This window comes from Citrobacter gillenii (assembly GCF_013337685.1).
In the GTDB taxonomy this organism is placed as follows: domain Bacteria; phylum Pseudomonadota; class Gammaproteobacteria; order Enterobacterales; family Enterobacteriaceae; genus Citrobacter; species Citrobacter gillenii.
Genome location: NZ_SUQN01000004.1, coordinates 41,785 through 56,347 on the forward strand (window position 1 = coordinate 41,785; position 14,563 = coordinate 56,347).

Consider the following 14,563-nt stretch of genomic DNA (forward strand, 5'->3'; position numbering starts at 1 on the left):
TTTATTCTCCACAGGCGGGAAGTTGAGGAAGTTGTGCAGGCAATGTCTGTGCATACAGGCCCGCGCGTTTCACCGCATTGACGACTGCGCGGGGGGTGATGGTGGCACCGGTGAACTGGTCGAAGTCACCGCCATCTTTTTTCACCGCCCAATGAGGATCGTTTTCAGCAGAGATCGTTTTGCCGCTAAAGTGCGTTATCCAGTCGGACAGTCGAAGCTCGATTTTATCGCCCAGACCTGGCGTTTCATGATGCTCCGTGACCCGCGTACCCAGCACGGTACCGTTAAAATCGACACCAACCAGCAGTTGTATCGCGCCGGAGTAGCCGTCTGGCGCGGTGGCTTCGAGGATGGCAGCGACCGGTCGCTCGTCCTGGCGGGCGATATAAACACGGTGTATCCCTTTACCCAACGCCGGAGCCGTGACCAGATAACAGCTGTCGCGCAGATTATTATTGTAGCGGTCAGTTGGCAGAACCTGATCAAACAGCGCTTTTTGCTGCAGCGTTGCCTGCTCGTCAATCGTAGACTTAGTCAGCTGATTGATTGCCGCTGTTAAGCCCGTAGAGCCAGCGGCAAAGAGTGCCAGAGTGATACCGTGTTTACGAATCGTTTTCAGCATAGGGTGTCCTTAGCGATGTCCGTACACGCGAGGGCGGGTGTAATAATCAATCAACGGGACCGTGATATTTGCCAACAATACCGCAAAGGCCACGCCATCCGGATACCCACCAAAACTGCGAATCAGCCATACCAACAGACCGGCAAGTGCACCAAAAATCAGCCGACCGCGATTGGTTGTCGATGCCGTAACGGGATCGGTAAGAATAAAGAACGCACCGAGCATGGTTGCGCCAGAGAGCAGGTGCAGCTGTGGTGACGCCAGCGACTCGGAAGAGAAAAGCCAGCCTAACGTCGCACAGATAGCGAGCGACAGCAGGAAACTGACCGGAATATGCCAGCGAATAGCATTTTTCCACAATAGCATGACGCCGCCCGCCAGCCAGGCCAGGTTTACCCACTGCCAGCCTGCTCCTGCAAGCATCCCGCTGTAAATGGGGTACTGCATAACCTGTTCTACCGTGCGTCCGGCGTGCAACGATGTCTTGAACGTATCAAGCGGCGTCGCCTGGCTAATGCCATCGATACCCATGCGTAAGGTGTTCATATCACCGCCGCTTGAGGTATGTCCGGTAAAAATGACGTTAATGGCGTCAACAAATCCCGGTACCGTGGCCGCAATTTCATGCGGGGGAAGCCAGCTTGTCATCTGCACCGGGAAGGAGATAAGCAGAACCACATAGCCGATCATCGCCGGGTTAAACGGGTTTTGCCCGAGGCCGCCATACAGTTGCTTGGCAATGATCACGGCAAATACGGTACCCAGGACCACCATCCACCAGGGGGCCAGCGGCGGAAGGCTGACGGCAAGCAGTAGCCCGGTGAGCAAGGCAGAGTTGTCTTTTAAAATAGCGACAACCGGCTGTTTACGCAGTTTCAATACGCCTGCTTCAGCGGCAATGGCGCTGATGGCGGCGAGAAAAATCTGTACCAACGTGCCCCAACCAAAAAACCAAAGCTGAGCGGCAATCCCCGGTAACGCGGCAATTAACACCAGCAGCATAATACGCGATGTCTGGCGCTGGTTATGGGTATAGGGAGAGCTTGCGATTCTGAATACCATTTATTCCTCGTTAACAACCTGCTGCTGGGCGGCCTTTTTAGCCTGAGCGCGTGCAATAGCGGCCGCAACGGCGGCTTTGCGTGGATCAACTGGTTCGGTGGTCTCGGCGACAACCTGCTGCTCAAGTTTGCGTGCTTTAGCACGGGCAATGGCGGCTTCTACCGCGGCTTTACGCGGGTCAACCGGCTCGGCAGTCTCGGCGATGGCCTGTTGCTGCTCAAGCTTGCGTGCTTTGGCGCGGGCAATGGCGGCTTCTACCGCGGCTTTGCGCGGGTCAACCGGTTCGGCAGTCTCGGCGACGGCCTGTTGCTGCTCAAGCTTGCGTGCTTTGGCACGGGCAATAGCGGCTTCTACCGCGGCTTTGCGCGGATCGGTATCGGTGGTGCTGTCGTTAGCAGGCACATTTTCCGCCTGTTTGGCCCGGGCCTGTGCTTTCCGTGCTTCTCTGGCGGCAATGGCTGCACTATTATCCGGTTTCTCTCCGGCCTGAATAACAATCGGTTGTAAAGCCTGTGCTTGTTTCTCTTTCACCCGTGCAAGTGCGGCAGCAATGGCATCGTTGTCCTTCGCGGCAGGCTGAACGGCGGCGCTTTTATGACGTTCAAGACGCGCGGCTTTTTCACGCTCCAGGCGTGCCTGTCTGGCTTCGAATCGTGCTTTTGCCTCTGCGGCGCGTTTTTCTTCCTGGCTTATGGCGTAAATCTCAGCTTTTTCCTGACGGAAATACTGCACCAGCGGAATATTGCTGGGACATACCCACGCACAGGCACCGCATTCAATGCAGTCAGCGATATTGTGACCGATTGCTTTGTCGTGCTGCTGTCCTTTACTGAACCAGTAAAGCTGCTGAGGCAAGAGATCGGCCGGGCAGGCGTCGGCGCAGGCGCTACAGCGAATGCAGCCTTTTTCTTCCTGCTGTTCACTCATTTCACTGGCAGATGGCGCCAGCAGGCAGTTGGTGATCTTCACTACGGGGACATCAAGCCAGGGGAGGGTGAAGCCCATTAGCGGGCCGCCCATGATGACCATTTGCTCTGCGGAAGGGCAAAAACCTGCGTCATCAAGCAGGTGGCGAACAGGCGTGCCTAAACGTGCCCAGACGTTGCCCGGACGGCTAACGGCTTCGCCGGTCAGCGTTACGACGCGTTCGGTGATCGGTTCCCCGTCGATCACGGCGCGTTTGATAGCATAGGCCGTACCGACGTTTTGCATCAGGACGCCGATATCCGAGGAGCGTCCACCGTGTGGGACCTGTTTTCCGGTCAGAATTTGGGTCAACTGCTTCGCGCCGCCGGAAGGATATTTGGTTGGGATAACGCGCAGGCTGATATCATGTGAGTCCGCCAGCACCGCGCGCAGCATTGATATCGCTTGCGGTTTGTTATCTTCAATCCCCAACAGGATCTCGCGCGGTTGAAGAATGTGGGCCAGAATGCGGATGCCTTCCACCACCTGAGCTGCACAATCCTGCATCAGGCGATCGTCAGCGGTAATGTAGGGCTCACATTCCGCAGCGTTGATGATCAATGTTTCAATTTTATCGCCGCCGCCCTGCAGTTTTACGCCAGTAGGGAAACCAGCACCGCCCAGTCCGGCAACGCCGAACTGATGAATACGGGCAATAAGCTCTTCTCGGCTGCGGGAACGATAGTCAGCCCAGCCTTCACGCTCAATCCAGCGATCTTCGCCATCAGCATCGATTATGACGCTGAGCTCGGCCAATGCTGAAGGGTGCGCAGTGGAGTGCGGAGCAATGGCCACAACGGTGCCGGAGGTTGGCGCGTGCACTGGCAGCATTTTGCCTCGTCCACGCGTCAGCGCCTGGCCGCGCAGGACGTGGTCACCGACGTTTACGCACAGCTCACCCTCAGCACCAATATGCTGTTTGAGCGGAATCACCAGACGCGGCGGCAGTGGTACTTGTCGCAGCGGCGTGCCGTTTGACTGGGCTTTCATTTCGGGCGGATGAATGCCGCCTTCGAAGTCCCAAATTTTGTTTTTTCTGAATGCAGAGAATAGCTTAAACATGTTGTTCCACGGGAATGATGCGCACGGGGATAGTGTTCAAATCCCACTTCCAGCTATCAGGCGTTTCGGCAACCGGACGTAATTCAATACACTGAGTCGGGCAAGGATCAACGCACAGGTTGCATCCGGTACAGAGATCGCTCATGACTGTGTGCATCGCACGCGTCGCGCCGACGATGGCATCAACCGGGCAGGCCTGAATGCACTTTGTACAGCCAATACAGTTATTTTCATCAATGACCGCCAGCATTCTCACCGGCGTAACGTCCTGTTCATCACCATCAATAGGCTGCGGATCGACGTTCAGCAGCGTCGCAATTTTTAGCATCACCGCTTCACCGCCGGGGGCGCAGCGATTGATTTTTTCGCCCTGACAGCCAATCGCTTCCGCATACGGGCGACAGCCAGGGTAACCGCACTGGCCACATTGACTTTGCGGAAGGATCTCATCGATTTTTTCAACGACCGGGTCGTCCTCAACGGCAAAACGTCGGGAGGCATAGCCTAAAACAGCGCCGAATGCCAGACCCAGTAGACTCACTGCAGCAACGGCAATCCAGATAGCATTCATTACAGCTTCACCAAACCACTAAAGCCCATAAAGGCCAATGACATTAAACCGGCGGTAATCAGCGCAATCGCATTACCGCGAAAAGGTGCCGGAACATCAGCCACGGCGAGGCGCTCGCGAATGGCGGCGAACAGTACCATCACCAGCGAGAAGCCGACGGCAGCGGAAAAACCGTACAGCGCCGACTGTAAAAAGTTATGACCGAGGTTGATATTCAACAACGCGACGCCCAGTACCGCACAGTTAGTGGTGATCAACGGTAAGAAGATCCCCAGCAGGCGATACAGAGCAGGACTCGTTTTGCGCACCACCATTTCGGTAAATTGCACGACCACGGCGATGACTAAGATAAACGCCAGCGTACGCAGGTAGATGAGATCGAGCGGGATGAGGATCCAGGTGTCAATCAGCCATGCGCAAATCGATGCCAGCGTCATTACAAAGGTCGTGGCGAGGCCCATGCCTATCGCCGTTTCCAGTTTTTTGGAAACGCCCATAAACGGGCAGAGACCCAGAAACTTGACCAGTACAAAGTTATTGACCAGTACAGTTCCGACAAACAGCAGCAGGTAATCAGTCATTTTTCGGCCTGAAATAAAAAAGCCGCCTATTATCTGACAATCTACAACAGGCGACAACAGGTTAACTGTAGGGTTATTACGGGTTCACAAACGTCGATTTCACGCGCTGCGAACGCTTGAAATAGGGCACCAGCAATGCAGCTGCCAACAACGGGAACAGTAGCTGGCGGACGGCAAAGGCATCCGGAACAGGTGAAAACGCAAAGGCTTTAATAGCCAGTAACACGGAGATCAGTAACCATAAAATGTAGTGCTTAGGTACACAGCGTCGGCGTTTGAAAAACGCGATAGTCAGCCACAGCGTGTAGTACCACATGGCGATAGCGGTAATAAAGGAAACGCCCCATAACAGCAAATTAGTGGCGCTTTGTTCGCCGAGCGTCTGAAACGTCTGCGGAGTTGCCAGCGCAGTTACATACAACAGGATCGCCAGCGAAGCGCTCAACAACGCCACTAACAGCCAGGCCAGTGGACCAAGTAGCCAGCCTCCGATACGTTGTGCCGGTGTCGTCGTCATCTCTTCTCCAGATTTACGCGTGCAAACAAACATGCCATTCATTTTGGGGCGATTATTATAAAGCTTTTAACGATGAGCGCTACTTTCTTATTTATTGCACATAATGCCAGACGGATTTTGGCACCTGGCCGATATCAAACAGGCGTCCCCCAGAGATAAGCTCCGCCCGGCGGTGATCCGCCGCGCGATACATATTGATAATGTCGCGATCGTCGGTGAGCGTGTAGTTAAGATGATCGAACAGTTTTTCCAGGCTTTCGAGGGAATTGATTTTGCGGAATTTTAATAAGTAATCCTGAACAGTCATATGTGGAGATCCATATTAAGAAAATAACACCAACGGAGTAGTTAATATTAAAAAATAAACAAGGTTGCACAGATAAAAACGCAGGGTGTGCAAAGATACAAATAAGAGTGTTCGTACTGATAGATACGCAGGCACGCTGAGCACCCGGTCAAAGGGTAACGCGCTTCGCTATCGCAGGCAATAAGTGCCAAGGTGGGGGACTGCACAATTCGCTATTTTTGATAGAAATGACGCTGTTACAACCTAACCCAGCATGACTGCTGGGTTAAAAAAGGAGGCCGTGGGTTATTTTTTCTGCACCGCATGCACCGAAGCCGTTGGTTCTGGTGGCTGGTAGTTGTCGATATGCGTGGCAATACCTAAAAGGATGACGGAAACCGCGAGAACAATCCAACCTGTTAACTCAATAAGACGATTCATTACTGACGACATTTGCTTTGATTTATCCTTAAACACAGGAGGCAAATGTTACTTATCAATAAGTAAGACGGCAAGAGCATTGGGAACGATTTCGACGACTTTTTCGCAGCAAGTTATCACTAAGTGGCATATGTTTGACTTAAGTTAAGAAACAACCTTTTCCCTGCAAAGGTTATTAAACTGTTGTGACGTTGCGATGTATGGTGTGAAATAGGTCGGTCCTGAATTGAGAGGCAATAACATGAGTGACAACATCCGCGTTGGGCTGATTGGCTATGGCTATGCCAGCAAAACTTTCCATGCCCCTCTGATTGTGGGCACCCCGGGGCTGGAGCTGGCCGCGGTATCCAGTAGTGACGAAGCAAAAGTGAAGGCGGACTGGCCTTCTGTTACGGTGGTGAGTGAGCCTAAGCATCTGTTTAACGATCCCAGCATCGACCTGATTGTGATCCCCACGCCGAATGACACGCATTTCCCGCTCGCTAAAGCAGCGCTGGAAGCGGGTAAACACGTGGTTGTTGATAAGCCATTTACCGTGACACTGTCACAAGCTCGCGAACTGGATGCGTTGGCGCGTAGCCTGGGTCGTGTGCTGTCTGTTTTCCATAACCGCCGCTGGGACAGTGATTTCCTGACGCTGAAAGCCCTGCTGGCAGACGGAGTGTTGGGTGAAGTCGCTTACTTTGAATCCCACTTCGATCGTTTCCGTCCGCAGGTCCGCGACCGCTGGCGTGAACAGGGCGGTCCAGGAAGCGGTATCTGGTACGATTTAGCGCCTCATCTGTTGGATCAGGCCATTAACCTGTTTGGTTTGCCCGTCAGCCTGACGGTGGACCTTGCGCAGTTGCGTCCTGGCGCACAATCGACAGATTATTTCCACGCCATTTTGACTTATCCTCAGCGTCGGGTGGTTCTGCACGGCACGATGCTGGCTGCCGCCGAGTCGGCACGCTACATCGTGCACGGTTCGCGTGGGAGCTATGTGAAATACGGTCTTGATCCGCAGGAAGAACGTTTAAAAAATGGTGAACGTTTGCCGCAGGAAGACTGGGGTTACGACATGCGCGATGGCGTGCTGACGCGGGTCGAAGGCGAAGAACGTGTGGAAGAGACCTGGTTAACCGTGCCGGGTAACTATCCGGCTTATTATGCGGGTATCCGTGATGCACTGAACGGCAATGGTGAAAACCCGGTTCCAGCACGACAGGCCATTCAAATTATGGAACTGATTGAGCTGGGTATTGAATCGGCAAAACATCGTTCTACGTTGTGTCTTGCCTGATTACGGAAATGCCGGATAAGCGTTAGCGCTATCCGGCACTATCATCGTTATGCCGCTGCGACTTTCTCACGCAACGCACGTTTCTCTTCAGTACTCAAAAACGCCATTTCCAGACCATTAATTTGCGCCTGACGGATCTGCTCGCGGCTCAACCCTGCAGCTGGAGCAGCAACGGTATATTCGTGAATAATATCCACGCCCTGAACCGCGGGATCGTCGGTGTTTAGACTGGCCAACACACCCTGTTCGAGGAACGTCTTCAGCGGATGTGCAGCCAGTGAAGCAACGGTGCTGGTCTGGATGTTGGAGGTCAGACAGGATTCGATGCCAATTCGCTGCTCGGCAAGAAAATCCATCAATGCACGATCTTCCACAGCTTTAACGCCATGGCCAATACGTTCAGCGCCCAGTTCTCTTATTGCCTGCCAGATGCTTTCAGGGCCTGCTGCTTCACCAGCGTGCACGGTAATGTGCCAGCCTGCATCGCGCGCCCGATTAAAATGAGACAGGAACAGACTGCCTGGGAAACCTAGTTCATCGCCCGCCAGGTCCAGTGCGGTAATGTGGTCACGGTGTGCTAACAGTGCATCCAGTTCCTGCAGGCAAGCGGCTTCGCCAAAAGTACGGCTCATAATGCCAATTAAGCGCGCTTCCACGCCATAAGCCTTGCAGCCTTCACGTACGCCCGCAATCACTGCTTCAACCACGCCCGCGACGGGGAGTTGATGCGCCATCGCCATATAGCCGGGCGAAAAGCGCAGTTCCACATAGTGCAGCCCGTTACGGGCGGCATCTTCAATATTTTCAAATGCCACGCGGCGGCAGGCATCCAGTGAGGCCAGTACCTTCACGCCCCAGTCGAGCTTCGACAAAAAACTGACTAAATCCGGTTCTGTCGAGGTGACCTGCACGTGCGGGATCAGCGTTTCCAGCGTTTGAGCGGGAAGCGTTAAATTGAACTGACGGCCAAGATCGAGAATGGTTTGCGCACGAATGTTGCCATCAAGGTGGCGATGGATGTCGGTTAAGGGGAGGGATTTATCAATCATGGTCGCACTCTTTGTTTTTAGTAAAAGTGCGCACCATTATACAACAGAAACATCATCCGCTAAAACCATCCAGAAAGTAGGTATTCGCTTTGTAATAGCCTAATTTAGGCGTGATATTTGCTGAAATTATAGATGACAGATGTCGTGAGATTCGGAGTGATGATTTATGCTGTGATAACCGCAATTCATGATAATTGTTTTGAGCAGCGGTTATCTGAATAGCAGTTTACGCGACGAGTTTGGTATCGGCCTGGAATAGTTTATTGCACTGCGGGCAAATCAACATGGCACCTTTTTGTACGCGAGAAAAACTGTGTTCAGAATGCGCGGTGCAGTTAGGGCAAGGACATTTGATAAGAAAATTACGGCGGGATTTCACATTTTTACGTTCAGACATAGGCTCTTCCTGATTTGAGTGGAAGCCCACTATACACGGTTAGCTGAAAAATACTGTTTTTTCTCACATTGCCCTATTGTGCAATGGTGAGAGAGTAACAAAGAAGGCGGATTCCCCAGCAGGTAAAATTTGCGCAATGAAAAGGCTCATTGCGCAAATACAGTCAGCGTAGCGAACGAATAGCGTTTATTAACCCATTCACACCTTTTTCCAGTTTTGCACGCGGACATCCGGCATTCAGACGGACAAAACCGCGACCTTCTTCACCATAGGTATATCCCGGCATGATCGCGACTTTTTGCTGATGGATGAGTACATCCTGCAACGCATGATCATCAATATTGAGCGGACGCAGGTCAATCCATGCCAGATAAGTTGATTGTGGGATCTGCCAGTTTAACTCAGGGAACGCAGCATTAAGCTCATGTGCGACATAGTGCAGATTAGCGGCCAGATAATCGCGTAACGCATCTAACCACGGGGCGCCGTGCTGATAAGCAGCAATATGCGCGGTAAGCGCCAGTACTGCAGGTGAGGAAAGGCCATCTCGGCCTTTTAGCGCCGCAAGGTAGTGGTTACGGCTATCGGCGTCTTCAACGATTCCGTAAGCCCCGGTTAGCGCCGGAATATTAAAACTCTTGGAGCCGGATGTGAGCAGCGCCCAGTCGCCTCGAGCAACCTGATTCCATGGGATATGAGGTTGTTGATCCCATACCATGTCCATATGAATCTCGTCGGAAATGACCTTCACGCCGTGCCGTTGGCACATGCTAGCCATGGTTTCCAGTTCATCTCGGGTCCAGACCTTGCCGGTCGGATTCTGCGGACTACAGAGCAGAAGAATTTTGCTTTCAGGCCGCGAGAGGGTTTCTTCCAGCTTAGCCATATCGCAATACCAGCCGTGCGCACGTTTCTCCAGTGCAACAGGGTGCACTGTACGCTGGTTGCCTTTGATGGCGTTGTAAAACGCATCGTAAGCTGGAGTATGGATAACCACCGCGTCACCCGTTGATGACCACTGGCGGATCAGCTCCGACACCATATAGATGACGGAGGGGCCATAAACTACAGATTGCGGATCGATTTGGGTGTTATGGCGGGTCAGGAACCAGTGGCTAATTGCCGCCAAAAAATCATCATTTTTCCAGCGACTGTAGCCCAACACACCGTGTGACAGGCGCTGCGTCAGCGCCTGGAGAATGCATGGTGCGGTGGCAAAATCCATATCTGAGATGGTGAATGGTAGCAGGTCGGCTGAACCAAACCGGTCGGCGACATAATCCCATTGGGTGCACCAGGTACCGTGCCTGTCCACTTCAGTTGAGAAATCAAACATATTGTTGCCCTTATGCCTGTACGGTATTCATCAGAACCGTCATTTCGTCCTTCACCGACTGGACCTGCGGACCGATGACGACCTGCAAGTTATGCTGATTGAGTTGAACGACACCAATCGCGCGATTGTCCTTCAGTGCCTGCACGTTCACAAGCGACATATCTTTCACGGAAAGACGCAAGCGGGTAATGCAATTATCCAGGCTGACGATATTCTCAGCGCCACCCAGCGCCGCCAGAATAGCCGGGACGTTATAGCCTGATTTGCCCGGCGTTCCTGCCATGACTTTCTCAATATTGCTGGCAATTTCGACATCACGACCCGGTGTTTTCAGATTAAAGCGGGTGATGGCGAAGCGGAAGATGACGTAGTACACCGCGAACCAGATAGCAGCGACAACCGGTACCAGATACCACTTGGTGGACAACCCGTGCAGGATGCCAAACACCACGAAGTCAATCAGGTTGCCATCGGTATTGCCGATAGTGACGCCAAGCACAGCCATGATAGTGAAGCCCAGTCCGGTCAACAGTGCGTGAATAACATACAGTACCGGTGCGACGAACAGGAATAAGAACTCCAGAGGTTCGGTGGTACCGCCAATCACGCAGGCGATCAGGCCGGAGATTAATAATCCCTTAATTTTGTGACGATTTTCAGGGCGAGCACAGTGGTACATCGCTAACGCAGCGCCCGGTAAACCGCCGAGGAACGCCGGCATTTTGCCCTGGGACAGGAAACGCGTGGCACTTTCAGAGAAGCCCTGAGTGGTAGGGCAGCTCAATTGGGCCTGGAAAATAGTCAGCGCGCCGCTAACGCTATGACCACACACCTCCTGCGTACCGCCAGCTTCAGTGAAGCGAATTAAGGCCACCAGAATGTGATGCAGGCCAAACGGCAACAGCAGACGTTCACCGGTACCAAACAGCATCGGACCAAAATCACCGGCGCTATTGATGATGTTACCCAAGCCAGTGATACCCATGGCGAAGAACGGCCAAATCAGCGGAATGACCAGCCCGACCAGTCCCATCACTACCGACGAAATAATCGGCACAAAACGGGTACCACCGAAGAACGCCAGCGCATCCGGCAGGCGAATGTTGTGGAAACGTTCATGCAGCATCCAGACAATGATCCCGGCGATTACCGCACCGAGGATCCCAGTGTCGATCGACTGGATCCCCAGAATGTTTTGCACGTTGTTAGCTTTGAGGATCGCCGCATCCGTGGTGGGCAATATTCCCTTGGCCGTTAACCAAAAGTTGACGGCCAGGTTCATTACCGCATAGCCGACAAAACCGGCAAAGGCCGCAACGCCTTTGTTTTCGCGCGCCAGGCCAAGCGGGATAGCGATACAAAACATCACCGGCAGAAAACTAAATGCGAAGGATCCGACTTTGCTCATCCAGGTAAACAGCGCCTGCAACATCGGGTTCCCCAACGCGGGGAGCAGCGTAATGACATCATGGCTGCTTAATGAGCTGCCGATCCCCAGCATGATCCCGCAAAACGAGAGCAGTGCTACGGGCAACATAAAGGTTTTGCCCAACTGCTGGAAAAATTCCCATAACGTGACTTTTGGTGTGCTTCTCGTCGTCATCTAACGACTCCTTGTAAAAAATCGACCAACGAATGATGGCGAGAAGATAAAACGTTTTACCTAATTTTAGTGCGTTACAAATCACATTATCGAAGGATAATAGGGCGTATAAATACGGATGATTGATAAAACGTTTTATCCATCACGTTATCAGGGAGCTTTCTGGTTTTATGGCTATAGCCAAAAAAATAACCATTCATGATGTAGCGCTGGCGGCCGGTGTCTCAGTCAGTACCGTCTCATTGGTTCTTAGCGGCAAAGGGCGTATCTCATCAGCGACCGGAGAACGGGTCAATGCTGCCATCGAACAACTGGGGTTCGTACGTAACCGCCAGGCATCGGCGCTGCGTGGCGGGCAGAGTGGGGTTATTGGGTTAATCGTTCGCGATCTCTCGACGCCGTTTTATGCCGAACTGACGGCAGGACTGACGGAAGCCTTAGAAGCTCAGGGGCGGATGGTATTTTTACTGCATGGCGGTAAGGACGGCGAACAGCTGGCCCAGCGTTTCTCGATGTTACTCAATCAGGGTGTTGACGGGGTGGTGATCGCCGGAGCCGCAGGCAGCAGCGACGCGTTACGGCAGTTGGCCGGTGAAAAGGGTATTCCGGTAGTGTTTGCTTCACGCGCCAGCTATCTGGATGATGCTGACACCGTCAGACCCGACAATATGCAGGCTGCGCAGCTGTTAGTTGAGCATCTTGTCGGGCATGGTCATCAACGAATCGCCTGGTTAGGGGGACAGAGCTCCTCTCTGACCCGTGCAGAACGCGTGGGGGGATATTGCGCCACGCTGCTTAAATTTGGACTGCCTTTTCACAGCGATTGGGTACTGGAGTGCGCCTCAAGCCAGAAGCAGGCCGCAGACGCCGTGACGGCGCTACTACGGCATAACCCGACCATCAGTGCGGTGGTGTGCTATAACGAAACTATCGCCGTTGGGGCTTGGTTTGGCCTGATGAAAGCAGGGCGACAGAGTGGTGAAATTGGCGTTGACCGTTATTTTGAACAGCAGATCTCGCTAGCCGCCTTTGCCGATGTGGCAGAGAACGCTCTGGATGATTTACCGATTATTTGGGCCAGCACGCCTGCGCGTGAAATGGGATATACACTGGCTGAACGCGTACTCCAGCGAATCAGCAGTGATGAGGGGCATTCGCGCAATCTGACGTTATCCGCCAGACTGGTGACGCAAAAGTAATGCGCCAGAGGTAAAAAAGCCCGATAAATTGCTTTATCGGGCTGTGGCGGACATCACGCAGATGGAAATTACGGCTACGGCATGGCCGGGGCATCTGGTGCGGAAAGTGTTGGCATACCAAACATGCCGACAAACTCATCCAGCGGCATTTTTTGGCCGTTGAGCGTCACCTGACCGTTTGCGTACTGCAGGCTGGAGCCGATGGTGTTGTCCTGTACCGTCGTGATGCGGAACATTTGACCCATCGCAGCAAGACCATTGACCTGCTGTTTCGCCATACCTGCCGCTTCTTCCTGCTGATACCCTTCCAGTTTGGCAATCTGGGTCATGAACTCAGTTGCCATATCCATCGGGATCGCCAGCTTCGCGTCCAGTGATTTCACTGAGCGATCCACTTCCTGTGCCAGCGTTTTTGGTTCTTCCTGGTTCGCATTCGGGTCTTTCAGGAACAGGGACAGATTAAAGCTGGTCTCACCCTTGGCATTTTTCCAGCTCAGTGGCGCAACGGTAATAACCGGCTCACCCTTCATCAGAATAGGCAGAGCGCTGAAGAACGCTTCGGTCACTTTCTGCTGATACAGCTCCGGGTTTTGCACTACGTCAATCTGTGACATCAATGCTTTGGTTTGGGCACTATACTGCTGGCTGAACTGATGTAATGCTTCGCCATCAATCTGGCCTACTTTCAGCGTCAGCTTACCGCTACCCAAATCTTGACCCTGCAATTTCAGGCTGTTGATCGTGTAATCCAGCTGGCTGTTGACGGTTTTACCCTCGTTAACCAGGTCTGATTTACCGTCGATGCCCATGCCTTCCAGCACCGCCAGCTCTTTGCCTTCGACGGAAATAGACAGCTTATCAAGGGACAATTTCTGATCGCCAATACGCTCACCAAAGCTGGCAACCGAGCTTGAGCCATCCGTCTTCAGATTATTAAAGGTAACTTGTACTTTTTGGTCGTACTCGTTAACCGCATTGACCACGCCGCTTTGCGCTTCACCGGTCAGGGAAACCGCGTTACCGTCTTTGTCGGCGCTGAGCTGGAATTCGCCTCCGCTAAAGGCCACTTTCTCATCGCCTTTTTCGTAACTCAGCGGCTTGAGAGATATGTCAGAGCGGGTATCGCCGCTATAGCCCACGCGGGAATTGATGATGAAAGGAGACTCACCCTTGGCAATGTCAAATAACGGTTTGGTGACGTCATTATTCACCAGCGTGGTTTTCACTGCGGCCATCGCGGGTACCAGGTTGAATGACTTAAGCTGGGCTAGCGGGAAAGGGCCATGATCGACGGATTCATCCAAAATGATGCTTTGCCCTGGCTTCAGCCAGGCATTTTCCTGACCGGCAACAGGTTTTACCACCAGTTGCAGCTGGCTGCTGAACACGCCGCGCTGGTAGTTCTCATAACTCAGCTCAATGCCTGCCTCGGGCGAGAGGCGTTTGAGCTGATCGTTTGCCTGCGTCACCATCTCAGCAAGATGGGTTTCCAGTTTCTTTCCCGTGAACCATGCACCGCCCGTCCAGACGATTCCCAGTGCAACCACCACACCCGCAGCTACCAGCGTTTTTTTCATTTCGATATCCAT

15 protein-coding genes are annotated in these 14,563 nt (G+C 53.0%); 2 read left to right on the forward strand and 13 right to left on the reverse strand.

All coding sequences use genetic code 11. The features are described from left to right. Window position 1 precedes the first annotated feature (1 nt). From rsxG to blr, 8 genes are all read right to left on the reverse strand, one after another. Complete coding sequence (rsxG, locus tag FCH32_RS10005; protein ID WP_115258562.1) at window positions 2–622, reverse strand: electron transport complex subunit RsxG; 621 nt, start codon at window positions 620–622, stop codon at window positions 2–4. A gap of 9 nt (window positions 623–631) precedes the next feature. After that, window positions 632–1,684: an electron transport complex subunit RsxD gene (gene rsxD / locus FCH32_RS10010; protein ID WP_174360833.1), complete on the reverse strand. Its 1,053-nt coding sequence runs from the start codon at window positions 1,682–1,684 to the stop codon at window positions 632–634. Next, the gene (gene rsxC / locus FCH32_RS10015) at window positions 1,685–3,712 is read right to left on the reverse strand and encodes an electron transport complex subunit RsxC (protein WP_174360834.1); all 2,028 of its coding nucleotides are present in this window, start codon (window positions 3,710–3,712) and stop codon (window positions 1,685–1,687) included. Next, on the reverse strand, window positions 3,705–4,283 hold the full coding sequence (gene rsxB / locus FCH32_RS10020; protein ID WP_096757133.1) for an electron transport complex subunit RsxB: 579 nt from the start codon (window positions 4,281–4,283) through the stop codon (window positions 3,705–3,707). The genes rsxC and rsxB overlap by 8 nt, the downstream gene beginning before the upstream one ends. Next, complete coding sequence (gene rsxA, locus FCH32_RS10025; RefSeq protein ID WP_174360835.1) at window positions 4,283–4,864, reverse strand: electron transport complex subunit RsxA; 582 nt, start codon at window positions 4,862–4,864, stop codon at window positions 4,283–4,285. The genes rsxB and rsxA overlap by 1 nt, the downstream gene beginning before the upstream one ends. A gap of 76 nt (window positions 4,865–4,940) precedes the next feature. Further along, on the reverse strand, window positions 4,941–5,381 hold the full coding sequence (locus FCH32_RS10030; protein ID WP_115258559.1) for a DUF2569 domain-containing protein: 441 nt from the start codon (window positions 5,379–5,381) through the stop codon (window positions 4,941–4,943). A gap of 91 nt (window positions 5,382–5,472) precedes the next feature. Next, window positions 5,473–5,688 (reverse strand): transcription modulator YdgT, encoded by a 216-nt coding sequence (gene ydgT, locus FCH32_RS10035; protein ID WP_096757131.1) that lies wholly within the window; start codon window positions 5,686–5,688, stop codon window positions 5,473–5,475. Window positions 5,689–5,973: 285 nt separating this feature from the next. Continuing rightward, the gene (gene blr, locus FCH32_RS10040; RefSeq protein WP_096757130.1) at window positions 5,974–6,108 is read right to left on the reverse strand and encodes a division septum protein Blr; all 135 of its coding nucleotides are present in this window, start codon (window positions 6,106–6,108) and stop codon (window positions 5,974–5,976) included. Between the two features lie 241 nt (window positions 6,109–6,349). Here blr and FCH32_RS10045 point away from each other — a divergent pair, with 241 nt between their 5' ends. Beyond that, entirely contained in the window at window positions 6,350–7,390 is a 1,041-nt protein-coding gene (locus FCH32_RS10045) for an oxidoreductase (protein ID WP_096757129.1), read from the forward strand. Window positions 7,391–7,437: 47 nt separating this feature from the next. Here FCH32_RS10045 and add read toward each other — a convergent pair whose 3' ends face one another. The 4 genes from add to malX form a co-directional block, all read right to left on the reverse strand. Beyond that, window positions 7,438–8,439 carry an adenosine deaminase gene (gene add, locus FCH32_RS10050; RefSeq protein WP_174360836.1) on the reverse strand — a complete coding sequence of 334 codons (1,002 nt, stop codon included), beginning with the start codon at window positions 8,437–8,439 and terminating at the stop codon, window positions 7,438–7,440. A gap of 226 nt (window positions 8,440–8,665) precedes the next feature. Next, a complete protein-coding gene (locus FCH32_RS10055; protein ID WP_164496619.1) occupies window positions 8,666–8,836 on the reverse strand; it encodes a YnfU family zinc-binding protein in 171 nt (56 codons plus the stop codon). A gap of 163 nt (window positions 8,837–8,999) precedes the next feature. Next, window positions 9,000–10,172, reverse strand: coding sequence for a MalY/PatB family protein (locus FCH32_RS10060; RefSeq protein ID WP_174360837.1), 1,173 nt, complete (start codon window positions 10,170–10,172; stop codon window positions 9,000–9,002). Between the two features lie 10 nt (window positions 10,173–10,182). Then, complete coding sequence (malX, locus tag FCH32_RS10065; RefSeq protein ID WP_174360838.1) at window positions 10,183–11,775, reverse strand: maltose/glucose-specific PTS transporter subunit IIBC; 1,593 nt, start codon at window positions 11,773–11,775, stop codon at window positions 10,183–10,185. A gap of 170 nt (window positions 11,776–11,945) precedes the next feature. Between malX and FCH32_RS10070 the strand changes: the two genes are divergently transcribed. Beyond that, window positions 11,946–12,974, forward strand: coding sequence for a Mal regulon transcriptional regulator MalI (locus tag FCH32_RS10070; protein ID WP_117343075.1), 1,029 nt, complete (start codon window positions 11,946–11,948; stop codon window positions 12,972–12,974). Window positions 12,975–13,048: 74 nt separating this feature from the next. Here FCH32_RS10070 and FCH32_RS10075 read toward each other — a convergent pair whose 3' ends face one another. Next, window positions 13,049–14,551: a YdgA family protein gene (locus FCH32_RS10075; RefSeq protein WP_174360947.1), complete on the reverse strand. Its 1,503-nt coding sequence runs from the start codon at window positions 14,549–14,551 to the stop codon at window positions 13,049–13,051. Between the last annotated feature and the right edge of the window lie 12 nt (window positions 14,552–14,563).